This window comes from Amycolatopsis sp. CA-230715, from assembly GCF_018736145.1.
GTDB lineage: Bacteria > Actinomycetota > Actinomycetes > Mycobacteriales > Pseudonocardiaceae > Amycolatopsis.
This window is the reverse complement of record NZ_CP059997.1, coordinates 8,417,613-8,442,408: the sequence shown is the minus strand read 5'-3', so window position 1 is coordinate 8,442,408 and position 24,796 is coordinate 8,417,613. Positions and strand designations below refer to the sequence as shown.

At 69.5% G+C, this 24,796-nt stretch carries 18 protein-coding genes and 1 riboswitch; of the genes, 10 read left to right on the top strand and 8 right to left on the bottom strand.

The features are described from left to right. Positions 1 to 382: 382 nt before the first annotated feature. The 5 genes from HUW46_RS39740 to HUW46_RS39720 all read left to right on the top strand — a co-directional run bounded on the left by HUW46_RS39740 (position 383) and on the right by HUW46_RS39720 (position 10,806). The gene (locus HUW46_RS39740) at positions 383 to 3,334 is read left to right on the top strand and encodes a ribonucleoside-diphosphate reductase subunit alpha (RefSeq protein WP_215543832.1); all 2,952 of its coding nucleotides are present in this window, start codon (positions 383 to 385) and stop codon (positions 3,332 to 3,334) included. Between the two features lie 27 nt (positions 3,335 to 3,361). Continuing rightward, the gene (locus tag HUW46_RS39735; protein ID WP_215543831.1) at positions 3,362 to 4,438 is read left to right on the top strand and encodes a ribonucleotide-diphosphate reductase subunit beta; all 1,077 of its coding nucleotides are present in this window, start codon (positions 3,362 to 3,364) and stop codon (positions 4,436 to 4,438) included. 64 nt (positions 4,439 to 4,502) lie between these two features. Beyond that, positions 4,503 to 4,718: riboswitch (cobalamin riboswitch) on the top strand. A 125-nt stretch (positions 4,719 to 4,843) separates the two neighbouring features. Beyond that, entirely contained in the window at positions 4,844 to 7,150 is a 2,307-nt protein-coding gene (gene metE / locus HUW46_RS39730; protein ID WP_254125400.1) for a 5-methyltetrahydropteroyltriglutamate--homocysteine S-methyltransferase, read from the top strand. A 184-nt stretch (positions 7,151 to 7,334) separates the two neighbouring features. After that, positions 7,335 to 8,768: a cytochrome P450 gene (locus HUW46_RS39725; protein WP_215543830.1), complete on the top strand. Its 1,434-nt coding sequence runs from the start codon at positions 7,335 to 7,337 to the stop codon at positions 8,766 to 8,768. A gap of 301 nt (positions 8,769 to 9,069) precedes the next feature. After that, on the top strand, positions 9,070 to 10,806 hold the full coding sequence (locus tag HUW46_RS39720) for a putative bifunctional diguanylate cyclase/phosphodiesterase (RefSeq protein ID WP_215543829.1): 1,737 nt from the start codon (positions 9,070 to 9,072) through the stop codon (positions 10,804 to 10,806). Here HUW46_RS39720 and HUW46_RS39715 read toward each other — a convergent pair. Next, positions 10,803 to 11,297, bottom strand: coding sequence for a GNAT family N-acetyltransferase (locus HUW46_RS39715; RefSeq protein WP_215543828.1), 495 nt, complete (start codon positions 11,295 to 11,297; stop codon positions 10,803 to 10,805). The two genes, HUW46_RS39720 and HUW46_RS39715, sit on opposite strands and share 4 nt — an antisense overlap. Before the next feature lie 84 nt (positions 11,298 to 11,381). On the opposite strand from HUW46_RS39715, the gene HUW46_RS39710 reads away from it, so the two are divergent. Further along, complete coding sequence (locus HUW46_RS39710; RefSeq protein WP_215543827.1) at positions 11,382 to 11,840, top strand: peroxiredoxin; 459 nt, start codon at positions 11,382 to 11,384, stop codon at positions 11,838 to 11,840. Positions 11,841 to 11,939: 99 nt separating this feature from the next. Further along, positions 11,940 to 14,012 carry an acyltransferase family protein gene (locus tag HUW46_RS39705; protein WP_215543826.1) on the top strand — a complete coding sequence of 691 codons (2,073 nt, stop codon included), beginning with the start codon at positions 11,940 to 11,942 and terminating at the stop codon, positions 14,010 to 14,012. Positions 14,013 to 14,018: 6 nt separating this feature from the next. On the opposite strand, the gene HUW46_RS39700 is transcribed toward HUW46_RS39705, so the two are convergent. Next, positions 14,019 to 14,561 carry a GNAT family N-acetyltransferase gene (locus HUW46_RS39700; RefSeq protein WP_215543825.1) on the bottom strand — a complete coding sequence of 181 codons (543 nt, stop codon included), beginning with the start codon at positions 14,559 to 14,561 and terminating at the stop codon, positions 14,019 to 14,021. An 86-nt stretch (positions 14,562 to 14,647) separates the two neighbouring features. Between HUW46_RS39700 and HUW46_RS39695 the strand changes: the two genes are divergently transcribed. Further along, positions 14,648 to 15,220: a DJ-1/PfpI family protein gene (locus HUW46_RS39695; protein WP_254125398.1), complete on the top strand. Its 573-nt coding sequence runs from the start codon at positions 14,648 to 14,650 to the stop codon at positions 15,218 to 15,220. Here the strand turns inward: HUW46_RS39695 and HUW46_RS39690 are convergent. The 3 genes from HUW46_RS39690 to HUW46_RS39680 all read right to left on the bottom strand — a co-directional run bounded on the left by HUW46_RS39690 (position 15,217) and on the right by HUW46_RS39680 (position 18,518). After that, positions 15,217 to 16,392 carry an LCP family protein gene (locus HUW46_RS39690; RefSeq protein WP_215543824.1) on the bottom strand — a complete coding sequence of 392 codons (1,176 nt, stop codon included), beginning with the start codon at positions 16,390 to 16,392 and terminating at the stop codon, positions 15,217 to 15,219. The two genes, HUW46_RS39695 and HUW46_RS39690, sit on opposite strands and share 4 nt — an antisense overlap. 92 nt (positions 16,393 to 16,484) lie before the next feature. Continuing rightward, positions 16,485 to 17,750, bottom strand: a complete 1,266-nt coding sequence (locus HUW46_RS39685) for an SAM-dependent methyltransferase (protein ID WP_215543823.1) — start codon at positions 17,748 to 17,750, stop codon at positions 16,485 to 16,487. A 72-nt stretch (positions 17,751 to 17,822) separates the two neighbouring features. Further along, on the bottom strand, positions 17,823 to 18,518 hold the full coding sequence (locus HUW46_RS39680; RefSeq protein ID WP_215543822.1) for an alpha/beta hydrolase: 696 nt from the start codon (positions 18,516 to 18,518) through the stop codon (positions 17,823 to 17,825). A gap of 108 nt (positions 18,519 to 18,626) precedes the next feature. On the opposite strand from HUW46_RS39680, the gene HUW46_RS39675 reads away from it, so the two are divergent. Then, positions 18,627 to 19,355, top strand: coding sequence for an SIS domain-containing protein (locus HUW46_RS39675; RefSeq protein WP_442860885.1), 729 nt, complete (start codon positions 18,627 to 18,629; stop codon positions 19,353 to 19,355). Positions 19,356 to 19,429: 74 nt separating this feature from the next. Here HUW46_RS39675 and HUW46_RS39670 read toward each other — a convergent pair whose 3' ends face one another. Beyond that, positions 19,430 to 21,295, bottom strand: coding sequence for an ABC transporter ATP-binding protein (locus HUW46_RS39670; protein WP_215543820.1), 1,866 nt, complete (start codon positions 21,293 to 21,295; stop codon positions 19,430 to 19,432). Positions 21,296 to 21,452: 157 nt separating this feature from the next. On the opposite strand from HUW46_RS39670, the gene HUW46_RS39665 reads away from it, so the two are divergent. Further along, a complete protein-coding gene (locus HUW46_RS39665; RefSeq protein WP_254125396.1) occupies positions 21,453 to 22,751 on the top strand; it encodes a glycosyltransferase 87 family protein in 1,299 nt (432 codons plus the stop codon). Here the strand turns inward: HUW46_RS39665 and HUW46_RS49155 are convergent. Together HUW46_RS49155 and HUW46_RS39655 are read right to left on the bottom strand one after the other, a co-directional pair. Beyond that, entirely contained in the window at positions 22,738 to 22,947 is a 210-nt protein-coding gene (locus HUW46_RS49155) for a helix-turn-helix domain-containing protein (protein WP_110339417.1), read from the bottom strand. The two genes, HUW46_RS39665 and HUW46_RS49155, sit on opposite strands and share 14 nt — an antisense overlap. A gap of 180 nt (positions 22,948 to 23,127) precedes the next feature. Beyond that, the gene (locus HUW46_RS39655; protein WP_215543818.1) at positions 23,128 to 24,756 is read right to left on the bottom strand and encodes an ABC-F family ATP-binding cassette domain-containing protein; all 1,629 of its coding nucleotides are present in this window, start codon (positions 24,754 to 24,756) and stop codon (positions 23,128 to 23,130) included. Between the last annotated feature and the right edge of the window lie 40 nt (positions 24,757 to 24,796).

The following is a 24,796-nucleotide window of genomic DNA, read 5'->3' as shown; positions in this document are numbered from 1 at the left end:
CTTCGGGGCACTGGATTCCCCGAAAGCCACTTTCGGGGCACGCGACAGCCTGCTGCGAGGGGTCGTGCGGGTGGCGAGGGCCGGGCTCGCGGCGTCTACCGCCCCGAAGGCCACCTTCGGGGACGAGCGACCCGCGACGGGGAGCCCTCGCAGCGCTGCGAACAGGCGCGCAAAGTGATCGGGTAACCCGGCAGGGTGAGGGCCCGACACGCCACCCATTGGGGCACGTGCGAGCCCACACCCCTACATGTAGTCTCTGGGAACCGACCAGCCGGAGCGACGGGGAGACCGCTCGACGAGGCGAGGTCGGCCGGACCAATGCAGCCAGCAACACGCCGACGCGCGCCGGTGTGTCGTACGATCGCGCCCTTTTGGAGACCGCATGTCAGTGGAAACAAGCCAGCGCCCGCCGTCGACCGGAGGCGGCACCACCGCGGTCAGGGTCATCCGCCGCGACGGCAGCGTGTCCCCGTTCGACGCGGGCAAGATCTCGGTCGCGATGACGAAGGCGTTCCTGGCCGTCGAGGGTGACGACGCGGCGGCGTCCTCGCGCGTCCACCACGTGGTCAGCGAGCTGACCGAGCAGGTCGAGGCGACGCTCCTGCGCCACACCGGGCCGGAGACCGCGCTGCACATCGAGCAGATCCAGGACATCGTCGAGCTGGCGCTGATGCGCGGCGAGCACCACAAGGTCGCCCGCGCCTACGTGCTCTACCGCGAGGAGCGCAGCAAGGCCCGCGAGGCGGCGCAGCCCGCGAAGGCGGAGGGCGTGATCTCGGTGCGCGCCGCCGACGGCAGCGTCCGCCCGCTCGACTGGGCGCGCGTGTCCCACGTGGTGGGCGAGGCCGTTGCCGGGCTCGACGACGTTTCCGCCGAACCCGTGCTGGCGGAGACCAAGCGCAACATCTACGACGGCATCAGCGCCGACGAGCTGGCGCTGGCGCAGATCATGGCCGCGCGCGTGCTGGTCGAGCAGGAACCGAACTACTCCTATGTCAGCGCGCGGCTGCTGCTGGACAAGCTGCGCGGCGAGGCGTTGAGCTACCTCGCGGGCGCGCCGCGGCTGGCGAGCCAGGACGAGATGGCCGAGGAGTACCCGCGCTACTTCCGCGCGTACCTCCGGCGCGCGATCGAGCTGGAGCTGGTCAACCCCGAGCTGCAGGCGTTCGACCTGGACAAGATCACTTCGGCGATCCGGGCGGAGCGCGACCTCGACTTCGGCTTCCTCGGCCTGCAGACGCTGTACGACCGCTACTTCCAGCACCACGACGGCATCCGCTTCGAACTGCCGCAGGCGTTCTTCATGCGCGTCGCGATGGGCCTCGCGATCCGCGAAGACGACAAGGAAGCCCGCGCGATCGAGTTTTATGAGCTGCTTTCGAGCTTCCACTTCATGGCGTCCACGCCCACGCTGTTCAACTCGGGCACGACCCGCCCGCAGCTCTCGTCGTGCTTCCTGACCACCGTCGACGACGACCTCGACTCGATCTTCCAGGCGTACAAGAACAACGCGCTGCTGGCGAAGTACTCGGGCGGCCTCGGCAACGACTGGACCCCCGTCCGCGGCCTCGGCGCGCACATCAAGGGCACCAACGGCCAGTCGCAGGGCGTCGTGCCGTTCCTCAAGATCGCCAACGACACCGCGGTCGCGGTGAACCAGGGCGGCAAGCGCAAGGGCGCCGCCTGCGCGTACCTCGAGACGTGGCACGTCGACATCGAGGAGTTCCTCGACCTGCGCAAGAACACCGGTGACGACCGCCGCCGCACGCACGACATGAACACCGCCAACTGGGTGCCCGACGAGTTCCTCCGCCGCGTCGAGGCCGACGGCCAGTGGACCCTGTTCTCCCCCAACGAAACCCCGGACCTGCACGACCTCTACGGCAACGCGTTCGCCGAGCGCTACCGCGAGTACGAGGCCGCCGCCGAGCGGGGCGAGATCAAGGTGTTCCGCAGGATCCGCGCGGTCGAGCTGTGGCGCCGCATGCTCACCATGCTGTTCGAGACCGGCCACCCGTGGATCACCTTCAAGGACCCGTGCAACCTGCGCTCGCCGCAGCAGCACACCGGTGTCGTGCACTCGTCGAACCTGTGCACCGAGATCACGCTGAACACCAACGCCGAAGAGGTCGCGGTGTGCAACCTCGGCTCGGTCAACCTGCTCAAGCACGTCACACCGTCCGGTTTGGACACCAAGCGGCTCGAGAAGACCGTGCGCACCGCGGTCCGCATGCTCGACAACGTGATCGACATCAACTTCTACACGATCCCGGAGGCGCGCCGCTCGAACCTGCGCCACCGCCCGATCGGGCTCGGCCTGATGGGCTTCCAGGACGCGCTGTTCGAGATCGGCGTCCCGCTGTCGTCCGAGGCGGCCGTGCGGTTCGCGGATGAGAGCATGGAGCACATCTCCTACTACGCGATCTCGGCCTCGACCGATCTCGCCGAGGAGCGCGGCCAGTACCAGTCGTTCGAGGGTTCGTTGTGGAGCAAGGGAATCCTGCCGATCGACTCGATGCAGCTGCTCATCGACGCCCGCCGCGGCGATGCGCTCGACGTCGACACGTCGTCCACTTTGGACTGGGCACCGCTGCGCGACCGGGTCCGCACGGTGGGCATGCGCAACTCCAACGTGATGGCGATCGCGCCGACCGCGACGATCTCCAACATCTGCGGCGTCGGCCAGTCCATCGAGCCGCTGTTCCAGAACCTGTACGTGAAGTCGAACATGTCCGGTGACTTCACCGTGGTCAACCCGCACCTGGTCCGCTCGCTGAAGGAGCGCGGCCTGTGGGACGAGGTGATGGTCAGCGACCTGAAGTACTTCGACGGCAGCCTCGGCCAGATCGACCGCGTGCCCGACGACCTCAAGGCGCTGTACGCCACGGCGTTCGAGATCGAGAGCAAGTGGCTGGTCGACGCCGGTTCGCGGCGGCAGAAGTGGATCGACCAGGCGCAGTCGCTCAACCTCTACATCGCGGCGCCCAGCGGCCGCAAGCTCGACGAGCTGTACCGCTACGCCTGGCACAAGGGCCTCAAGACCACCTACTACCTGCGCGCCCGGTCGGCGACGCACGTGGAGAAGAGCACCCTGCGCGGCACCGACGGCAAGCTGAACGCAGTCTCGGCGACCCCGGCCGCGGCACCCGCCGCGGCTCCGTCGCCGTCGCCCGCCCCCGCCGCTTCGCCCGCGCCGTCGCCGTCGGCTTCGGTCCCCGCGGCTCCGGTCGCCGAGGAGCGCAAGGAGATGGCGAAGGTCGAAGACGTCGACTTCGTCGCCGAGGAAGGCGCCGCCTGCCGCATCGACGACCCCGACTGCGAAGCCTGCCAGTAAGCCCCGCCAGTCCTTTTTGGAGAGAACATGACGAACCTGGAAAGCACGACGGACGCGACGGGGCTCGGTGAGATCGAGGTCGGCGCCGAGCGGATCAACGTCGACGACAAGCGAATGATCAACGCCCGCGCCGACGTGAACCAGCTCCTTCCGATGAAGTACCGCTGGGCGTGGGACAAGTACCTGGCGGGCTGCAACAACCACTGGATGCCGACCGAGGTCGCCATGCAGGCCGACATCGCGCTCTGGAAGTCGGCCGACGGGCTGACCGAGGACGAGCGCACGATGCTCAAGCGCAACCTCGGCTTCTTCGCCACCGCGGAGTCGTTGGTGGCCAACAACATCGTGCTCGCGGTGTACCGCCAGATCACCAACCCGGAGTGCCGCCAGTACCTGCTGCGCCAGGCGTTCGAGGAGGCCGTGCACACGCACACCTTCCAGTACATCTGCGAAAGCCTCGGCCTCGTCGAGGGCGAGCTGTTCAACATGTACCGCGAGGTTCCGTCCATTTCGGACAAGGACGCGTGGGCGCTGAAGTACACGCAGAACCTGGAGAACCCGGACTTCGAGACCGGGACGCCGGAGGCCGACCAGGCGTTCCTGCGCGATCTGGTCGCGTTCTACGTGATCTTCGAGGGCATGTGGTTCTACACCGGGTTCGCGCAGATCCTCTCGCTCGGCCGCCGGAACAAGATGGTCGGCATCGCCGAGCAGTACCAGTACATCCTGCGCGACGAGTCGATCCACCTGAACTTCGGCATCGACTGCATCAACCAGATCAAGATCGAGAACCCGCACCTGTGGACCGAGGAGTTCCAGGCGGAGGTCCGCGGCATGCTGACCGAGGCGTGCGCGCTCGAGGTCGCCTACGCCCGCGACACCATGCCGCGCGGCATGCTCGGGCTCTCGGCGGAGGCGTGCGAGCAGTACATGCACTTCATCACCGACCGGCGCGCCCAGCAGATCGGCCTCGCCCCGATCTTCGGCGAGAACGAGAACCCGTTCCCGTGGATGTCGGAGGCGATGGACCTGAAGAAGGAGAAGAACTTCTTCGAGACCCGCGTCATCGAGTACCAGTCCGGCGGCGCGCTCGACTGGGACTGAGCCGGTGTGTCCGGTGCCACCGCTCGCTGCGTGAGAGCGGCGGCACCGGGCGCCCCGGACTGTTAGGCTTCCCTGTGCCACTGGTTTCCCGGGCCGCACGCCCGGGAAGGCAACAGGGAACCCGGTGCGAATCCGGGACTGCCCCGCAGCGGTATGTGGGAACGAACGCCGTCACCGCGTGAGCGGTCAAGCACTGGGTCCAGCGCCCGGGAAGCGACGGCCAGTAGGCGCGAGCCAGACGCCCACGAGTCCGAATACCTGCCCGTGGCGCGGGTGCCGACGGCATCCGCTGATCGCGGGCCTCGTGGGTGGGCGCGCCGACGGTGCGGCGGCTGTGCCGTCCCCTGAGTGTGCCCTGCCCCCGTTCCCCGCGATCTTCGTGAACGAGCTCGCGAGGAGAGAGCTGTGGGCAGCAACAACGAATCGGGCGCGGTGGGCAGCACCGTGCTCGGGTACCCGAGGATCGGCCCCGACCGGGAACTCAAGCGCGTCGTCGAGCGGTACTGGGCCGGCCGGGCCGAACGCGCCGAGCTGGAAGACGTCGCCGCGAAGCTGCGCCGGGACACCTGGCGCGGACGGCGCGAGGCCGGGCTGCACACGATCCCGTCCAACACGTTCTCCTACTACGACCAGGTGCTCGACACCGCCGCGCTGTTCGGCGCGCTGCCGGAGCGCTTCACCCGCCTCGGCCTGGACGACCTCGGCACCTACTTCGCCGCGGCGCGGGGCGTGCAGGACGCGCCCGCGCTCGAAATGACCAAGTGGTTCGACACGAACTACCACTACCTGGTGCCCGAGCTGACGCCGGACACGAGGTTCGCGGTCAGCGGGTCCAAGCCGATCGACGAGTACCGCGAAGCGCGCGCGGAGGGCATCGAGACGCGCCCCGTGCTGGTGGGCCCGGTGACGTTCCTGGCGCTGGCGAAGCCCGCCGCGGGCGCGCCGCCGGAGTTCCACCCGATCGAGCTGCTCGACCCGCTGGTCGCCGCCTACGCGGATCTGCTCGGGCGCCTGCGGGACGAGGGCGTCGAATGGGTGCAGCTCGACGAGCCCGCCTTCGCCGCGGACCGCACGCCCGCCGAGCTGGATGCGCTCGCCCGCGCCTACGCCGCGCTCGGCGGGCTCGAGCACCGGCCGAAGATCCTGGTCGCCGGGTACTTCGGGCGGCTCGGCGACGCGCTCGGCGTGCTCGCGCGCTCCCCGATCGACGCGCTGGCCGTCGACCTGGTCACCGATCCGTCCACTGTGGACTCCGTTGCCGCCGAAAGCGCGTTGCGGGACAAGGAGGTGGTGGCCGGGGTCGTCGACGGACGCAATGTGTGGCGCGTCGACGTGGACGCGGCGCTCGCGAAGGCCGCGACCCTGCTCGGCACCGCCGCGAAGGTCAGCGTCGGCACGTCGTGCTCGCTGCTGCACGTGCCCTACGACGTGGACGCGGAAGCGGATCTCGACGACCGGCTGAAGGGCTGGCTTTCCTTCGCCAGGCAGAAGGTTGCCGAGGTCGTGCTGCTCGGTACGGCGCTCGCCGAAGGCATCGACGCGGTCGCCGACGGCGTCGCGGCGGCGAGGGCCGCGACGAAGAGCCGACGCGAGGCTCGCGACCTTCGCGACAGCAGGGTGCGGGCAAGGCTGGACGCGCTGCGGCCGTCGCACACCGAGCGGCCGGACTACGCGCGCAGGGCCGCCGCTCAGCGCTCGTCGCTCGGCCTGCCCGCCTTGCCCAGCACGACGATCGGCTCGTTCCCGCAGACCTCCGATGTGCGCAAGGCCCGCGCGGCCTTCCGCGCCGGGCGCACCGACGAGGCCGAGTACGCCGCGGCGATGCGCACTGAGATCGAGCGGGTGGTGCGGCTCCAGGAGGAGCTCGGGCTGGACGTGCTGGTGCACGGCGAGCCGGAGCGCAACGACATGGTGCAGTACTTCGCCGAGCAGCTCGACGGGTTCGCCGCCACGCAGACCGGCTGGGTGCAGTCCTACGGTTCGCGCTGCGTCCGCCCGCCGATCCTCTACGGCGACGTGTCGCGGCCGGAGCCGATGACCGTCGAATGGGCGCGGTACGCACAGGGGCTCACCAGCCGCCCGGTCAAGGGCATGCTCACCGGGCCGGTCACCATCCTGGCCTGGTCGTTCGTGCGCGACGACCAGCCGCTCGGGGACACCGCGGGCCAGGTCGCGCTCGCCATCCGCGACGAGGTGCACGACCTGGAGTCGGCGGGGATCCGCATCATCCAGGTCGACGAGCCCGCGTTGCGGGAACTCCTCCCGTTGCGGGAAGCCGAGCACCAGGCGTACTTCGACTGGGCGGTGCGCGCTTTCCGGCTCGCCACCTCCGGAGTCGCCGACTCGACGCAGATCCACACGCACATGTGCTACTCGGAGTTCGGTGACATCCTGCCCGCGATCGAAGCCATCGACGCGGACGTGACGAGCATCGAAGCCGCGCGCTCGCACATGGAGGTGTTGGGGGATCTCGGCGAATCCGGGTTCGCGCGCGGCGTCGGCCCCGGCGTGTACGACATCCACTCGCCGCGGGTGCCCGATGTCGACGAGATCAGCGAGCTGCTGACCACGGCGCTCGGCGCGGTGCCGGCGGACCGGATCTGGGTGAACCCCGACTGCGGGCTGAAGACCCGCGGCTACGCCGAAGTCGAACCCGCGCTGCGCAACCTCGTGGCCGCGACCGCACGGGTCCGCTCGCGACTCCCGGGCTGACGTAAGCATTTCCTTGCCACTGAAGGCCACCTTGACGGCACTGAACACGGCAGTGAATGCCGTCAAGGTGGCCTTCAGGGAGCCAAAAGCTGCCCGCGAGTACCGTCCATCGGGCTATTGACTGATGGTCAACAAGGCGGGCATGGTGGAGCGGCAGGCACTCTCTCATCGTCGAGGAGGCCCCATGAACATCACCGCGCTCCGCGAGCGGATGCCCCCGCTGACCGCCATCCCGCTCCCCCGCGGCGTCGACCGCCGGATGCTGGAGCACCGCTGGCCGGTCGCCGAACTCGCCGCGCCGCCACCGGGCAGCGGGCTCGAACCCGTGCTCGGCGACGCCGGGCCGCCGGTCATCGGGCACGCGGTCAACTTCATGCGGTTCGGCATTCCGTTCGGGCTGCACCGGTACCGGACCTACGGCCCAGTGTCCTGGATGGGCGCGTTCGGCCGCCGCATCGTCACCCTCAGCGGCCCGGACGCCACCCAGGCCGCACTGGTGAACAAGGACAAGGCCTTCTCCCAGGAGGGCTGGAAGTTCTTCATCGAGCGGTTCTTCGACCGCGGCCTGATGCTGCTCGACTTCGGCGAGCACCACCTCCACCGCCGCATCATGCAGCAGGCGTTCACCCGCGACCGGCTCGAAGGCTACGTGCGGCAGATGGGTCCGTCGATCAGGGACGGGGTCGGCCGCTGGCCCACCACCGGCTCGAACCGGCTGTACTTCGCGCTGAAGCAACTCACCTTGGACGTCGCGACCCAGGTGTTCATGGGCATGGCCAGCCCGGAGGACGCCGGCCGCATCAACCGCGCGTTCGTCGACTCGGTGCGCGCGGGCACCGCGATCGTGCGCCACCCGGTACCGGGCGGGCGCTGGGCGGCGGGACTGCACGGCAGGAAGGTGCTGGAGCGGTACTTCGCCGCCGAACTGCCCGGCAAGCGCGCGGCGGGCGGGTCCGACCTGTTTTCCGCGCTGTGCAACGCGACGAGCGAGGACGGCGAGCGGTTCACCGACACCGACATCGTCAACCACATGATCTTCCTGATGATGGCCGCGCACGACACCAGCACGATCACCGCCACCGCCGCGGCGTACCACCTGGCGAAGCACCCGGAGTGGCAGGAACAGGCCCGAGCGGAGTCGCTGGCGCTCGGCGACGAGCTCCCCGATCTCGAAGCACTGGACCGTCTGTCCACAGTGGACCTCGTACTCAAGGAGTCGCTCCGGCTGGTCGCACCGGTGCCCTCGCTCGCCCGCAAGACGGTGTGCGACACCGAGGTTCTCGGCTACCACATCCCGGCGGATTCGATGGTCGGAATCTCACCCACGGTGAACCACTTCGCCCCGGAATGCTGGACGGATCCGATGCGGTTCGACCCGGCGCGGTTCGGTCCCGATCGCCGCGAAGACCGCTCGCACCGGTTCGCGTGGATGCCCTTCGGCGGCGGCGCGCACAAGTGCATCGGACTGCATTTCGGCACTTCAGAGGTCAAGTTGCTGCTGCACGAGATGCTCCGGAGGTACCGGTGGTCGGTCCCGGGCGACTATGTGGCGAAATGGGACTACGTGTCACTTCCGGTCCCGGTCGACGGACTGCCCATGCACCTCGAAGCGCGCTGAAATCCGACACGAGATATGGTCACCGTAGGTAGTGAATTACACCCGTGTTATCACTCGTTCAGCCGGTAGACATGCCTCGTGCGGCATGGTGCCGTGGCTTAACTCATGGGCTACTCGTACCGACTGTGGGTCCTCCCGTGGCCACACCCGGTCTGAGCTGGCCTTCGTTCCCGCGTGAAGAAGGTGGAGTGTGCCTGAGCCTGGTGCGACGCCAGGGTTGGTCGAAGTCGCCCGCAGCTGGGCGGCCAGATTGGCCGACACGAAAGGAGTATCCCTCCCCTCGCACGAGCTGGAGCGAATCATGCTCTCGGTGGTGCGCGACGCGGCCGCGGTGGCCGTGCCGGCCCACGAAGCCGCGGTGCGCCGGTTCGCCGCGCTGTACTCGGCCTCCCCGGTCGGGATCGCGCTCGCCGACCGCGACGGCACCATCGTCGAGGCCAACGCGGCGCTCGGCTCCTTCCTCGGGTACCGTCCCGAATCGTTGCGCGGCAAGAAGATCACCGAGCTGGGTTCGAGCGACCGCGACGCGAACTACCTGCGCATCGGCCTCGACGAGCTGAAGGAAACCGAGCTCGACCGCTACCGGCACCGCGTGCTCCTCGACCACGGCGAAGAAGTGCCGGTGTGGGCGGACGTGACGCTCGCGCACCTGCCCGGCGACGCACCCGGCACGGAGTACCCGGTGCTGATGGTCTCCGACGCCAACGAGGTGCACCTGCTGCAGGAGACGCTGCGGCACCAGAACGTGCACGACCCGCTGACCGGGCTCGCGAACTCGTCGAGCTTCCAGACCAAGCTCGAAGCTTCGCTCGGCACCCGGTCCGGCGAACGGATCGCGTTGATCTACCTCGATATCGACGGGTTCAAGGTGGTCAACGACGGGCTCGGCGCCGGGTTCGGCGACAAGGTGCTGCGCGGGGTCGCCCGCAAGCTGGCCGCGGTGTTCACCGAGCACGACGCCTTCGTCGCCAGGCTCTCCGGCGACGGCTTCGCGATCCTCCTGCACGGCTCGGTCAGTCCCAACGAGGTGATCACGCTCGTCGAGCGCGCCTTCGAGGACCTCCGCGAGCCGATCTACCTGGAGGGCAACGGAATCGGCGTCAGCGCCAGCGCGGGCATCGTGGTCAAGGACGTCGGCGACGGCGGCGCCGAAGACCTCCTCCGCGGCGCCGAGATCGCGCTGCACCGCGCGAAGGAACGCGGCAAGGCGCAGTGGGTGCTGTTCGACCCCGAACTGGACGCGCGCGACCGCAGCCGCTACCGCCTCGGCGCGGTGCTCGCGGGCGCGCTCGAGAACGGCGAGTTCTCGCTCATCTACCAGCCGACCGTGAAGCTCAACGCTCCTAGCCAGCTCGCCGCCGTGAACGCGGGGCTGCGCTGGAACCACCCGGAGCAGGGCGAACTCGACTCGGACGAGTTCTACCCGCTCGCCGCGACCACCGGGATGACGATCCCGCTCGGCCGCTGGCTGCTCACCGAGTCGCTCGCGGCGACCGCGCGCTGGCGCGAACGGTTCGGCGAGGCGGCGCCGGACGTCTGCGTCCGGTTGCCGAAGCGGCTCGCCATCGATCCCGATCTGGTGCTGCTGATCAAGGAGGAGCTGGACCGGCACCGGCTGCCGGCGCACTCGTTGCGGCTGTGCACCGACGGATCGTCCATTGTGGACCCGAACGGTGAGGTGCTCGACTCGCTCTCGGTGCTGTCCGATCTCGGTGCGCAGCTCGTGCTGACCGTATCGGGCACCTCGGATCTTGAACTGATCCCGCAGTACCGGCTCCCGGTGCGGCACATCATCCTCAGCGGCCCCGTGGTCGATTCGCTCGCCACCGACGAGGACGAGGTGGCGAGCAGGCACCTGGCGCACCTGATTTCGCGGGCGAGAGAGCTTAAGCTCCGGATCGGCGCCGAAGGGGTGCGGCACGAGGACCACGCCGTCCGGTTGCGCGAGCTCGGCGTGCTGGCCGCGCGCGGCGCCTTCGTCTCGGAATCGGCGACCGGTGACGAAGTCGACGAGCTGATCGAACGGCACGCGAACTAGGCCGCGGGGCCCTCTTCGGTGCGGTAGACGCGGAAACCGCGGCGGCGGTAGTTCGTCAGCGCGGCAGGGTGGTCGCGGGTCGAGGTGCGCAGCCACACCCTGGTCACCTCGGCGTCCAGCCGCCATGCCTCCCGGATGCCGAGCGTCAGCGCGTACCCGCCGAGCCCGCGGCCGATGAACGGCGGCCGCAGCCCGAAGGTGGTGATCTGCGCGTCGCCGCCGTCCCCTCGCCGGGTCGCGAAGAATCCGGCGACCTCGGGCTCCACCTTCACCAGCCAGTACCGGCGGCGCGGATCGGCGAGCCATTCCGCCCAGCCGTCGTCGTCGCGGGTGACGCTGCGCCACCCGTGCGCGGCACCGATCTCGACGCACAGCGGCCGGATCCACGGCGACGACGCGTCGACCTCCTCGACCGCGACGCCGTCGACAGGGGCCGATGGGGCCAGGTCGCCCGGCGTGGTCATCTCGACGTAGGTGATGATCTCCTCCACAGGAAGCCACTTTAGACAACGCACGCACCCATCCGCCCGTGAATTCGCCACGAACACCAGGCAGGACCCGAGGAAAGGACGTTCATGCAGCAGGGAGATCTCGCCCCGGACTTCACCCTCGCCGACGAGCGGGGCGAGCAGCGCTCGCTCGGCGAGTTCCTCGCCGAAGGGCCGGTGGTGCTCTTCTTCTACCCGGCCGCGATGACGAGCGGCTGCACCGCGGAGAGCTGCCACTTCCGCGACCTCGCGGCCGAGTTCGCGGAGGTCGGCGCCCAGCGGCTCGGGATCAGCCCGGACAACGTAACCAAGCAACGCGAGTTCTCCGAGGCCAACGGGTTCGACTACCCGCTGCTGTCCGACCCCGATGGCGCGGTCGCGAAGCAGTTCGGGGTGCGGCGCCGGTTCGGCCCGCTCCTCACGAAGCGGCACACGTTCGTGATCGACACCGACCGCAAGGTGCTCGAAGTGATCAAGAGCGAGCTCAAGTTCGCCAAGCACGCGGACGACGCGCTCGCGGCGCTGCGAGCCCGCAAGAACGCGTAACCGCCCGGACACGCCGACTCGAACAGGCCGTGCGACGGCGTCGATGCCTTCGAGGTAGCGTCTCCGGTTCGTGTCCCCTTGATCGCGGAGTGGCGTCCGATGTCCGAATCCCCGGCCCGTCGATCCCCGGTGCGCGATCGGGAACGGCTCCCAGCCGGGACCGACCGGCGCTACCGGCCGGAGCTGCAGGGCCTGCGCGCGCTGGCCGTGGTGCTGGTGGTCGTCTACCACGTGTGGCTCGGCCGGGTGTCCGGCGGCGTGGACGTGTTCTTCCTGATCTCCGGCTTCCTCATCACCGGGCAGCTCTACCGCGCCGGTTCCCGCGGCGGCATCGCGTACGGGGCGATGTGGGGCCGGATGGTCAAGCGCCTGTTCCCCGCCGCGCTGACGGTGCTGGCCGCGGTGATCGTCGCGAGCGTGGTGCTGCTTCCGGAAGCGCGCTGGTTCCAGACGATCAAGGAGGTCGCCGCTTCCGCGCTGTACCTGGAGAACTGGCGGCTGGCCGCCGATTCGGCCGACTACTTCGCGCAACACGATTCGGCCAGCGTGGTGCAGCACTTCTGGTCGCTGTCCATCCAGGGGCAGTTCTACCTCGTGTGGCCGCTGCTCGTGGGCCTGGTCGCCGTCGTGGCGAAGCGCGCGCTCCGCCCGACGCTGCTGATCGTGCTGCTCGCGGTTTTCGCGGTATCACTGGTGTTTTCGATCCAGCTGACCGGCACCGACCAGCCGCTCGCCTACTTCCACTCGCTGACGCGGGTGTGGGAGTTCGCCGCCGGCGGGCTGCTCGCGCTGCTGGCCGACCGCGTCCGGCTTCCCCTGCTGGTGCGGATCGCCGCGGGCTGGGCCGGGGTCGCCGGGCTGATCTCGTGCGGGCTGCTGCTGCGCGTGGACACCGAGTTCCCCGGTTTCGTCGCGCTCTGGCCGATCGTCTCCGCCGCACTGATCATCGTCGCCGGCTCGACCGGGAACCCGTTCGCCGCCGACCGCCCGCTCGGTTCGCGCCCGCTGGAGTTCGTCGGCAACCTCAGCTTCTCGCTCTACCTCTGGCACTGGCCGGTGCTGGTTTTCTACCTGGTGGCAAGGGAACGCACCGAGGTCGGCCTCCTCGGCGGCGCGGTCGTCATCGGGATCTCGGTACTGCTGTCGGTCGCGACCTACCAGCTGGTCGAGAAACCCGTGCGCGATTCGGCTATCGGCGCGAGCGAGCCGAGGCGCGCGCTCGCGTTCGGCGCGCTGCTGCTGGTTCCGGTGCTCCTCGCCACGGGCGGCTGGCAGCTCGCGAGCGAGCAGAAGGCGGGCTCGCTCACCATCGACGCGGCCGATCACGACCACCCGGGTGCGAAGGCCAGAACACCCGGTTTCACCTACCGCGGCACGGCGGGCGCCGCACCCGCGCCGTCCTACCTCGCCCTGCCCGACGACTGGTCGCCCATCGAACCGCGGTGCGGTGAATCCCCTGCCAGTCAAGAAGAACTCGACGACTGCACCACCACGGCCCCTGGCGAGGCACCGGCCCGGCGCGTCGTGCTCGTCGGTGATTCGCACGCACGCCAGTACACGGCCGCGCTGCTCCCGATCGCCGAACGCCGGAACTGGCAGGTGACCGTGATGTTCCGCAGTGCCTGCCCGTTCTCGACCGACTCGGACATCGACCCGGACGACGAGGGCTGCCGGGAGTGGAACACCACCGCGGCCGAGCTCATCAGCTCGATGAAACCCGACGCGGTGCTGACCATGGCCAGCAGGGACGTGCGCGCCGGGCCCACCGAGCAGACACCGTCCGGGTTCGCCGCGCAGTGGCGGCGGCTGGCCGGGGAAGGGATCCCGGTGCTCGCGATCCGGGACAACCCGCGTTTCGACGTCTCGCCGGCCGCCTGCGCGGAACAACGCGGACCCGACGATCCGTCGTGCGCCACGCCGAGGGATCTTCTCCTCCCGCCGCGAGGCCCCTACGCGGACATCCCCGACCTCCCGCCCTCGGTGTCCTTTTTGGACTTCAGCGACTACGTGTGCGAGCCGGACACCTGCCCGCCGGTGATCGGCAACGTCCTGGTCTACCGCGACGAAAACCACCTCAGCGCCGCCTACACCTCGACCATGACGCCGATGGTCGAGGAGGCCGTCGAATCGGCGCTGCGCGGTCCCGAGAACGAGACCGAACCGCCCGCCTGAGCCGCTTCAGGGCGCGCGCAGCTCCCAGACGAGTTCCACGCCGCTGTCGGCGGGAGCGGGCAAACGTCCGGAGGTCCGGCGGCGCGCGAGCTGCCGGAACCCGAGCCGGGCGGGAACAGCCCCGCTCCGTTCGTTCAGTTCGTCGTGGACGATCACCACGCGGTCGGCGCCGATTCCGAACGCGACTTCGGCCAGTCGCTCGACCGTCTTCGTGATGATGCCTTCCCCGGTGCGGGCCCGGTGCACCCAGTAGCCGATTTCCAGTGCGCCGGGGCCGGCCCTGGTCATCAGGCCGCAGCCGCCGACGATCCCGCCGTCCATCGTGATCGCGTAGTCGAAGGTCACGCCCTCGTCCCACTGGCGCCGCGCGGTGTCGAGGAACTCCTGCGCCGCCTCGACGGGATACCCGTCGGTGACCCAGGTCGACCACGGCCGCAGGTGATCGATCGACTCCGTCACCGCGCGCCGCATCGGTACCACGTCGTCGTGCCGCCAACGGCGGAGGACGATCAGGTCGGAAACCGCGACTTCTTCGGCTGGTGCCCGCATATCCGCATGATGCTCGCCTCGTGTGGTCTCGCGCATCCGGGTTTTTCGCTGGCCGTCCGCACGCCTTCGGTGGCAGGGTCGCGCGTATGCGCATCGACATCGTCACGTTCCCCGGGGTCGACGACCTCGACCTCACCGGGCCGCTGCGGGTACTCCGCGGCGCGGGTTTCACCGTCCGGCTCGTCGGCAGGACCGGCCGAGGGCTCGTCACGACGTCGTCGGGGCTGCGCTTCGAAACCGACGCGGCGTTCGATCCGGGGCCGGACGTCCTGGTGGTCCCCGGCGGCGGTTGGGGCGCGCGCGCCGAGGCGGGCGCCTGGGGCGAAGTCCAGCGCGGCGACTGGATTCCCTTGCTGAAACGAGCCGCACCCGAACTTCTCGTCGGCGTCTGCACCGGGACGATGCTGCTCGCGCACGCGGGTCTGCTCACCGGCCGCCGCGCGAACACCCACCACTCGGCCACCGCCGAACTCGCCGAGCTGGGCGTGGAGGTGGTGCCGGACCGCGTCGTGGACGACGGCGACCTCGTCACCGGCGGTGGCGTGACCTCGGGGATCGACGTCGCGCTGTGGCTGGTCGAACGGATCGCCGGTCGCGAGCTCGCCGACGGGCTCGCGACCGGACTCGAATATCCGCGCTACCGGCCGAAAACGACCTAGTGGAAGATCGCGCTGTCCGGGATCGGGGTGTCGCCGCGCAGCGCGTCGAACAGCTGCTTCGACTTGGTCTTGTCCCACTTCTCCGCCGACGCCGAGGTCACCGGCACGGTCGTGGTGACGACGCCGCCCGAGGAGATGCCCCGCATCGCCCACGCCAGCCCGACGAGGTTGTGCACGTGGTCGCCGGAGTCCATAGTCAGCGCGTCCGGCGCGGCGCCGAGCAGCGGGAACAGGTCGAACGGGTTCAGGAACGTGCCGGGGCTGGCCATCTCGCTGACCAGCGCGCCGATGAACTTCCGCTGGTTCGCGGCGCGGTCGAGATCCGAGCGCGGGGTCGCCGTGGCGTGCCGCATGCGGACGAATCCGAGCGCCTGCGGGCCGTCGAGGTCCTGGCACCCCGGCGGGATCCTCACCCCGGTCATCGGGTCGTCCATTTCCTTGTCGATGCACATGTTCACGCCGCCGATCGCGTCCACGATCTTGGCGAACCCGCCGAACCCGATCTCGGCGTAGTGGTCCATGCGCAGGCCGGTGGCCCCTTCGACGGTCTCGGTCAGCAGCTTCGGCCCGCCGATCGAGAACGCGGAGTTGATCTTGCTGGTGCCGTGGCCCGGCACCTTCACCTCGGAGTCGCGCGGCAGGCTCAGCAGGGTCGGCGGGGTCCCGTTGTCCGGGATGTGCGCGACCATGATCGTGTCGGTGCGGGTACCGCCACCGGCGGCCGCGACGTCGCCGGTGGCAAGGCGTTCCTCGTCCTCGGCGGAGAGGCCTTCGCGGCTGTCGGAGCCGACGATGAGCCAGTTCGTGCCGGACGCGGCGGCCGGGCGGCCCGCGTAGTCGTGGATGGCGTCGATGCGGTTGATGGACACCTCGAGGTAGATCCACACGCCGGCGATCAGCAGCACGATCACGGTGAGCAGGGTCAGCAGGATGCGCCCGAAGCCCCACCGGCGGCGGCGCCGAGGCGGACCGCCCATCGGCCGCTGCGGCGGCTCCTGGCGCGGAGGTGGCCCCTGCCGATGCGGCGGCTCGGCCCGGCGCTGGTCGCCGTAGGGCCGCTCCTGCCCTGGCAGGGGCATCATCTGCGTGTGCTGGGGGCGCCGCGGGCCCCTCGGGGGCTGGCGAGGGCCGGACCGCGGCGGGTAGCCGTCGTAGTCTCCGCCGTAGCTCATCCCTCGATCACCCTTCCACGTCTACCGGGTCACATGCGGTGCTGCAGGTGCCACTCAACCGCAGACCTCATGAACCCGGACGTGCGACCCCCCTATTGGGTTGTTCCTCCCGGTTTGGCGAATCCGAACTGGTGCACCTTGAGGTAGCCAGAGCGGAAGCCCGCCTCCGAGTACGCCAGGTAGAACTCCCACATCCGGCGGAACACGTCGTCGAACCCGAACGCCGAGATCTCCGACCAGCGCTCGGTGAACCGGTCGCGCCACTGCCGGAGCGTGCGGGCGTAGTCCTGGCCGAACTCGCGGAGGCCCTGCAGCCGCAGCGTGGTGTGCTCGGTCATGCCCTGCTCGATCGACTCCGTCGACGGGATGATGCCGCCGGGGAAGATGTACTTGTGGATCCACGTGTAGGACGACGCGGTGGCCTGCACCCGTTCGTGGTCCATGGTGATCGCCTGCAGCCCGAAGCGCCCGCCTGGCCGCAGCCGCTTGCCGATGGTGGAGAAGAACGTCGGCCAGTACTCGGCGCCGACGGCCTCGATCATCTCGACGCTCACCACGGCGTCGTAGTCCCCCTTGACGTCGCGGTAGTCGCACAGCCGCACGTCGACGCGGTCGGACAGGCCCGCGGCCGCGATCCGCTCGGTGGCCAGCGCGTGCTGCTCCTCGGAGATGGTCACCGAGGTGACGGTCGCGCCCCGCTCGGCAGCGCGGATGGACAGCTCGCCCCAGCCGGTGCCGATCTCGAGCACCGAACTGCCTTCGCGGACGCCCGCGTAGTCGAGCACGCTGTCGATCTTGCGGTGCTGCGCCGCGGTGAGGTCGTCGTCCGGCCCGAACAGCGCCGAGGAGTACATCATCGACTCGTCGAGGAAGCGCGTGAACAGGTCGTTGGACAGGTCGTAGTGGCGCTGGATGTTCGACCGCGCGCCTTCGACGGTGTTGGCCTCCGACGCGGGCTGGCGCCGTTCCACGAATCGGCGCAGCTTCTGCAGGATCGGGGGGATCAGCGTCGCCATGCGCTCCGCGAACGGCGTGAGCACCTCGGCCAGCGCGTCGGTGGTCCAGTCGCCGACCATGTACGCCTCGCCGAAGCCGATCTTCGCGTCGGCGCCGAGCCGGTGGAAGAACGCGGACGGCCTCGTGAGCCGCATTTCGGGCGCGGTTTCCCCGCCGGACCCGAGCGTGCTCCCGTCGGGAAGGCTGACCCGGAGGTCGAGCGGGCGCACCGCTCGCCGGAACAGCCCCTCGGCGACGCGCGCCCGCAGCGGGGAATGCGGCGGCGTCGCCAGTCCGGGCCATTTCGCCGGATCCGGCTCGGCCGCGTGTGTCTCAGCCCGATCGACGCTTGAGCTGGTCAAGGCACTCCCTTCCGCCGGAATCATCCAGCTGGTGACTGTGGACGGTCGCCGTCGCAGAGCCAATGTTCGCGCTCAGAGCGGGATTCGCAACCTGTCGGCGCTCGGCTTGGTCCAGGCCGAGCACATAGTCTTGTCCTCTCGGGCCGCACCGAGTACATCCAGTGTGAAAGCACACACGAGACGGGTCCAGACCTGTGCACGCGCAAGCATGGCGTGCCCTTCGGCGGCGAGCTCGAAACGCGCCAATCGGGAGGTATCGGACTGCGCTCTCGTCGCGAAGTCGAACGACTGCCCGGGATCGATCATCCGGTCGCGGAGCCCGTGGACGATCAGCACGGCGCGATCGCGGACCGGCTCGACGGGCTCGCCGTCCGGGGTCCACGGCGCCAGCGCGCACACGCCGACCACGTTGGGGTCGTCGGCGACCCGCAGCGCGACACGGGCGCCCATCGAGTGACCGACGAGCACGATCGGGACGTCCGAATGCTCGGCCCTGATCCGTTCCAGCGCCCACCTGGCGTCCTCCACCGCGGGAAGCTTCGGCGGGTTCCAGCCGTGCACCCGGTTGCGCAGCAGGCGCACCTCGACGCCGTGGTCGCGGCAGGCGCGCCGCACCGCGCGCCCGATCGGGACCATCCGGAGGTAGGCGAGCCGCCACGGGCGGACCTCCCGGTCGCCCCATTCCGACCCGCCGTGCAGCACCAGCACCACCGCGCGCACCGGGCCGTCGGCCGCGAGCACCTTCACCCCTGGTTCGTGTCCGCTCACCTGATCATCCTCCACCAGCTCCCGAATGGTCCAACGCCGCGGTTGACGGGATCAATCCCACCCGATACAGATTCGTTCGACACCGGGTACTGGCAAGGATGGGGGCATGTGGTGAGCGCCACCGAGTTCGACACGCTGGCTGGCGACGCGTTGAAGCGCGTCGCGGCCGAAAACGCCGAGCAGATCGAGGAAGCGGCCCGGCTGGTGCTCGGCTGCGTCCGCGCCGATTCGCTCGTCTACACCGGTGGGGCCGGGCATTCGCTCGCCGCCGTGGCGGAGACCTTCTACCGGGCGGGCGGGCTCGCCTGCGTGTACCCGCTGTACCACCCGGATCTGCTCCCGCTGCACGGCGCGCAGGCCAGCACGGTGGCCGAGCGCAGGTCAGGGCTCGCCGCGGAGGTGCTCGCGAAGTCCCCGCCCGGCCCGACGGACGTGCTGGTGGTCTTCTCGACTTCCGGCGTGAACCCGTACCCGGTCGAACTCGCCTCGACCGCGCGCGCGGCGGGCACCCCGGTGATCGCGGTGTCCTCCCGCGCCTCGGTGGCGGTGGCGCCCCGGCGCGGGAACAGCACCCTGATCGAGGAGGCCACGGTCGTGCTCGACACCGGCATCCGGCCTGGCGACGCGAGCTTCCCCGCCGAGAACCCCCGCACCGCCGCGCTGTCCACTGTGGTCAACGCCTTCCTCTGGAGCAAGGTGCTGGCGACCGTCCTTTCGCACGCCGACACCGAGGGCGTCGCGGTGCCGCTTTGGCGAAGCTCCAACGTGGACGGTGGCGATGCCGCCAACGCTTCACTGTTTTCCGCGTACCTGCCAAGGGTCCCCGCACTGGCGTGACACACGCACATGCCCCGAAGGTGACCTTCGGGGCATCCAGCGCCCTGAAGGCCACCTTCGGGGCATGAACCCGGTCAGGCGGCGGCGGGTTCGTCGGCGAACTGCGTGTGGTAGAGGTTCGCGTAGCGGCCGTCGATCGCGAGCAGCTCTTCGTGGGTGCCGCGTTCGACGATCGTGCCCGCTTCCACCACCAGGATCTGGTCCGCCGCGCGGACCGTGGAGAGCCGGTGCGCGATCACCAGCGCGGTGCGGCCGGCCAGGGCGTGCGTGAGCGCCTCCCCCACCGCGACCTCCGATTCGGAGTCCAGGTGCGCGGTCGCCTCGTCGAGCACGATCACGCGCGGCTGGGCGATCAGCAGCCGCGCGATGGTCAGCCGCTGGCGTTCGCCGCCGGAAAGCCGGTACCCGCGCTCGCCGACCATGGTGTCGAGACCGTCGGGCAGGCTCCGGATCAACTCCTCCAGCCTGGCGTCGCGCAGTGCCGCCCAGATCTCGTCCTCGGACACTTCGGGCCGTACGTAGGTGAGGTTCGCCCTGATCGTGTCGTGGAACAGGTGACCGTCCTGGGTGACCACGCCCACCGCGTCGCGGATGTCGTCGAACGCCAGCTCCCGTACGTCCACATCGGACAGCCGGACAGCACCGGAGTCCACATCGTACAGCCGGGGCAGCAGCGAGGCGATCGTCGACTTCCCCGCGCCCGACGACCCGACGAGCGCGATCAACTGACCTGGCTCCGCACGGAAACTGATGCCGTGCAACACTTCCTCGCCACCACGATTATCCAATGTGGACACATCCTCGAGTGAAGCGAGCGAGAACCGGTCCGCCGCGGGGTATCCGAACCGGACGTCGTCGAACTCCACCGACGCCGGTCCGGACGGCAGCGGCTCGGGGTCGGACCGCTCGGTGATCATGGGTTCGAGGTCGAGCACCTCGAAGACCCGCTCGAAGGAGACCAGCGCGGTCATCACGTCGACGCGGACGTTCGCCAGCGCGGTGAGCGGGGTGTAGAGGCGCGTGAGCAGCAGCGCGAGCGCGACCACCGTGCCGGGTTCGATCCGGCCGGTCAGCGCGAGCCAGCCGCCGAGGCCGTACACGAGCGCCTGCGCGAGCGCGGACACCAGCGTCAGGCTCGTCATGAACCAGCGGGTGAGCATCGCGGTCCGCACGCCGATGTCGCGCACCCGCCCGGCACGCTTGCCGAACTCGTGGGCTTCGTCGCGCGGCCTGCCGAAGAGCTTCACCAGCGTGGCGCCCGGCGCGGAGAACCGCTCGGTCATCTGGGTGGTCATCCCCGCGTTGAGGCCTGCCGACTCGCGTTGCAGGTCGGCCATCCGCTTGCCCATCCGCCGTGCCGGCAGCACGAACACCGGCAGCAGCACCAGCGCGAGCAGGGTGACCTGCCAGGACAGCGTCATCATCACCACCAGCGACAGCGCCAGCTGGATCAGGTTGGTGACCAGGCCGGACAGCGTGGCGGTGAAGGTGCGCTGCGCGCCGATCACGTCGTTGTTGAGCCTGCTGACCAGCGCGCCGGTACGGGTCCTGGTGAAGAACGCGATCGGCATGCGCTGGACGTGCTCGAACACCGCGCGCCGCAGGTCGAGGATCAGCCCTTCGCCGATCCGCGCGGACTGCCAGCGTTCGGCCAGCCCGAAGCCCGCGTCCGCGATGGCGATCGCGGCGATCACGACCGCCAGCCACACGACGACGCTCACGTCGCGCCCGCCGACGATGGCGTCCACGACCTTCCCCGCGAGCAGCGGCGTGCTGACGGCGAGCACCGCCGAGAGCACGGTGAGGGCGAGGAAGATCGCCAGGCTGCGCCAGTACGGCCTGGCGAACCGCGCGACGCGCCGCACCGTCCCCTTCGTCAGCCCCCTCGGCGCGTCCGCCGCGCGCATCGCCGAGGTCATCAGTGACCAGGTGTTGTCCACTTCGCCCCTCCAGTTCGAGGCAAAACCTCGATAATAATCGAGCTTTGCCGTGCATATGACCAGGTTAACGTGTGGACCGAAATTATTCTTCCCGGTCCTCCGAAGTTCTTCCCGTAGCGCGGGCAAGCCCGCGACCACCGGTCGTTACGCTTCGGTGGTGACCGGGGAGACCACACTGGACGAAACCCGCCGCCCGGCCCGCTTCCGGCCGCCGCCGCGGACCCTCGACGCGGCGTTCTTCCTCTTCGCGTTCGGCTACGCGTTGATCACCGCGCTCACCAACGAGTTCTACGGCTTCCGCGTGTGGGGCAACTTCGCGGCAGCGGGGTACGGCCTCGGTCTCGTGCTGACGATCGCCGAGCTCGTCGCGGCGCGCCGCGGCCTGGTACTGCCGCGGCTGCTCGCCTCGCGCTGGACGCCGATCGCGCTCGCCGCCGTCCTCGCGATGCTGGTGCCGCTCGCGGTGCTCGTGGTGCGGCGGCTGACCGGGGTGGACTGGCTCATCACACCGTGGTCGTGGGCGGCGCAGCCCGAGGTGTGGGTCATCGAGCGCTCCGCGAGCCTGCTGCTCGACCACGGCACGCCCTACGTCGACGTGCTGTCGCTTGACAGGCCGCCGGAGGTCAACGACTACACGCCCTACGGGCCCGTGATGACCGTTTTCGGGCTCCCCAGGGCGTTGTTCGGGGGCACGCCGGTCACCGACGCGCTCACCGACGCACGGCTCATGTTCGCGCTGTGCGTGTGCCTGTGCCTGTGGGGCACCTGGCGGCTGCTGGGACGGCCGAGGATCACCGTGGCCGCGGCCCAGCTCACCGCCGTGTTCCCGCTGACCGCGCTGATCTGGTCCACCTCGGGCCCCGACCTGGCGATCTTCGGCCTTTTCGTGCTCGCGCTCGCACTGGCCGCGGCACGCAGGCCGGTACTCGCCGGCGTGCTCGCGGGCGCGGTGGTGAGCGCGAAGCTGATCGTCGCCTCGGCCGTCGTCGTGCTCGCGGTGTTCGTGTTCGCGCGCCTGGGCAGCCGGGCGTTCGGCCGGTTCGCCGCGACGGCGATCGGCCTGTGCGTGGTGCTGAACCTGCCCGTGTTCCTCGCCGACCCCGGCGCGTTCGTCGAACACGTGATCCGCTTCCCGACCGGGTCCGGTGTGGTGGTCTCCCCCGCGGGCAGCCCGTTCCCCGGCTATCTGATCGCCGGGCTGGGGACGGCGGGCAAGATCGCCGCCTTCGCCCTGCTCGGCATGGCCGCCCTCGCGATCGGTGCCTGGGTACTGCTCCGCCCGCCCGCCACCGGCTCCGACGCGGTACTGCGCATCGTGGTCGGCCTCTGCGCGCAAACCATGCTCGCGCCCGCGACCCGGTTCGGCTACCTCGTCTACCCGATCGCACTGCTGGGCGTGCTACTGGTGTTCCGCGAGCACGAGCGCGCGAAGCCGTCCGCGGTTACTTCTTCTTGACGCGAGTGGCGCCGCCACGACCACGAAGCTGCACACCCGATTCGGAAAGCACGCGGTGCACAAAACCGTACGAGCGTCCGGTGGACTCCGCGAGCGAACGAATGCTCGCCCCCTTCTCGTATTTCTTCTTCAAGTCAGCGGCAAGCTTGTCGCGCGTGTTACCGGTGATCCGCGCGCCCTTCTTGAGGTCCGCCACGTCCGTCCGCCTTCCGCCCGAGAGTGTCCTGGGCCACTTCCGGCCCCTACTGCCGCAATGATCGAACACCGCGCGCCGGAATGCCAGACGAGGAGCGAAAAAGCTGACAAAACTGCGATCATGTTGGGCCATTCCAGTGTTTGTTCACGGTCAACCAAGCGCCGGAACTGCCCGTGTGGTTTAGGCCAACTGCACGAGTTCCAAGTAATCCGCGGACCAATGGTCCTCGGTGCCGTCCGGCAGCAGGATCACGCGCTCCGGCTCCAGCGCCTCCACCGCGCCGGGATCGTGGGTGACGAGCACGACCGCGCCGGTGAAGCTGCGCAGCGCGTCGAGCACCTGCGCGCGGCTCGCCGGGTCGAGGTTGTTCGTCGGCTCGTCGAGCAGCAGCACGTTGGCAGCACTGGAGACCAGTCCCGCCAACGCGAGCCTCGTCTTCTCACCGCCTGAGAGAGTGCCGGCTGGCTGGTCGAGCTGCTCGCCGGTGAACAGGAACGAACCGAGCAGGTTCCGCAGTTCCTGCGCGCCGGTGTCCGGTGCGAGATGACGGATGTTCTCCCACACGCTCGCGTCATGATCGAGCGTCTCGTGTTCCTGTGCGTAGTAGCCGAGTCGCAATCCGTGTCCGGGCACCATTGATCCGGTATCGGCCTTTTCCATACCGCCCAGCAATCGCAACAGGGTCGTTTTACCCGCACCGTTCAGGCCGAGAACGACGACCTTCGAACCGCGGTCGATCGCGAGATCCACGCCGGTGAAGATTTCCAATGACCCGTACGACTTCGACAGTCCTTCGGCGGTGAGCGGGGTCCGTCCACACGGGGCGGGCTCGGGGAACTTGATCCGCGCGACGCGGTCGGCCTGCCTGGTGTCGTCGAGGTTCGCGAGCATCTGCTCCGCGCGGCGCGCCATGTTCTTGGCAGCGACGGCTTTCGTGGCTTTCGCGCCGAGCTTCGCCGCCTGCTGCTGGAGTGCCGACGCCTTCTTCTCGGCATTCGCGCGCTCGCGGCGGCGGCGCTTCTCGTCGGTGGCTCGCGCGTCGAGGTAGCGCTGCCAGGTCATGTTGTAGTGGTCGAGTTCGCCGCGGGTCGCGTCCAGGAACCACACCTTGTTGACCACGTCGGCGAGCAGGTCGACGTCGTGGCTGATCACCACGAGGCCGCCTTCGTGCGCCTTGAGGAAACCGCGCAGCCAGCTGATGGAGTCGGCGTCGAGGTGGTTGGTCGGCTCGTCGAGCAGCAGGATCGTCTCGGACTTGCCGCCCGCGCCCGCTTCGGCCGCGGCGAACAGGATCCGCGCCAGCTCCACCCGGCGGCGCTGGCCGCCCGACAGCGTCTGCAGGGTCTGCGCCAGCACCCGGTCGGCGAGCCCGAGATTGGAGCAGATGCGGGCCGCTTCGCTTTCGGCCGCGTACCCGCCGAGCGACGCGAACCGCTCCTCGAGCCTGCTGTAGCGCCGGATCGCCTTGTCCCTGGCGTCGTCGTCGGCGAGCTCGGCCATCGCCATCTGCTGCTTTTCCATGTCCCGCAACAAGGTGTCGAGACCGCGCGCGGACAGCACCCTGTCCTTCGCGGTCACCGAGAGGTCGCCTTCGCGGGGGTCCTGCGGCAGGTAGCCGAGTTCACCGGTCTGCTTGACCTCGCCGGAGTAGGGCTCGCCCTCGCCGGCGAGCACCTTGAGCGAGGTGGTCTTGCCAGCGCCGTTGCGGCCGACGAGGCCGATGCGGTCGCCCTGCTGGATGCGGAGTGTGGTGCCGGAGAGCAGAATGCGCGAACCAGCGCGCAGCTCAAGGCCGGTGGCCGTGATCAAGGGAGTCTCCTGTGGACTGCGAAAAAGGGGTGGGTGCCGG

What these genes read in the sequence shown, in the direction of transcription:
- HUW46_RS39710 (WP_215543827.1), top strand. Translation starts at nt 11,382, where the DNA reads ATGCAGCAGGGAGATCTCGCCCCGGACTTCACCCTCGCCGACGAGCGG.
- HUW46_RS39720 (WP_215543829.1), top strand. Translation starts at nt 9,070, where the DNA reads ATGCTCTCGGTGGTGCGCGACGCGGCCGCGGTGGCCGTGCCGGCCCAC.
- HUW46_RS39705 (WP_215543826.1), top strand. Translation starts at nt 11,940, where the DNA reads ATGTCCGAATCCCCGGCCCGTCGATCCCCGGTGCGCGATCGGGAACGG.
- HUW46_RS39690 (WP_215543824.1), bottom strand. Translation starts at nt 16,392, where the DNA reads ATGAGCTACGGCGGAGACTACGACGGCTACCCGCCGCGGTCCGGCCCT.
- HUW46_RS39700 (WP_215543825.1), bottom strand. Translation starts at nt 14,561, where the DNA reads ATGCGGGCACCAGCCGAAGAAGTCGCGGTTTCCGACCTGATCGTCCTC.
- HUW46_RS39725 (WP_215543830.1), top strand. Translation starts at nt 7,335, where the DNA reads ATGAACATCACCGCGCTCCGCGAGCGGATGCCCCCGCTGACCGCCATC.
- HUW46_RS39735 (WP_215543831.1), top strand. Translation starts at nt 3,362, where the DNA reads ATGACGAACCTGGAAAGCACGACGGACGCGACGGGGCTCGGTGAGATC.
- HUW46_RS39695 (WP_254125398.1), top strand. Translation starts at nt 14,648, where the DNA reads ATGCGCATCGACATCGTCACGTTCCCCGGGGTCGACGACCTCGACCTC.
- HUW46_RS39740 (WP_215543832.1), top strand. Translation starts at nt 383, where the DNA reads ATGTCAGTGGAAACAAGCCAGCGCCCGCCGTCGACCGGAGGCGGCACC.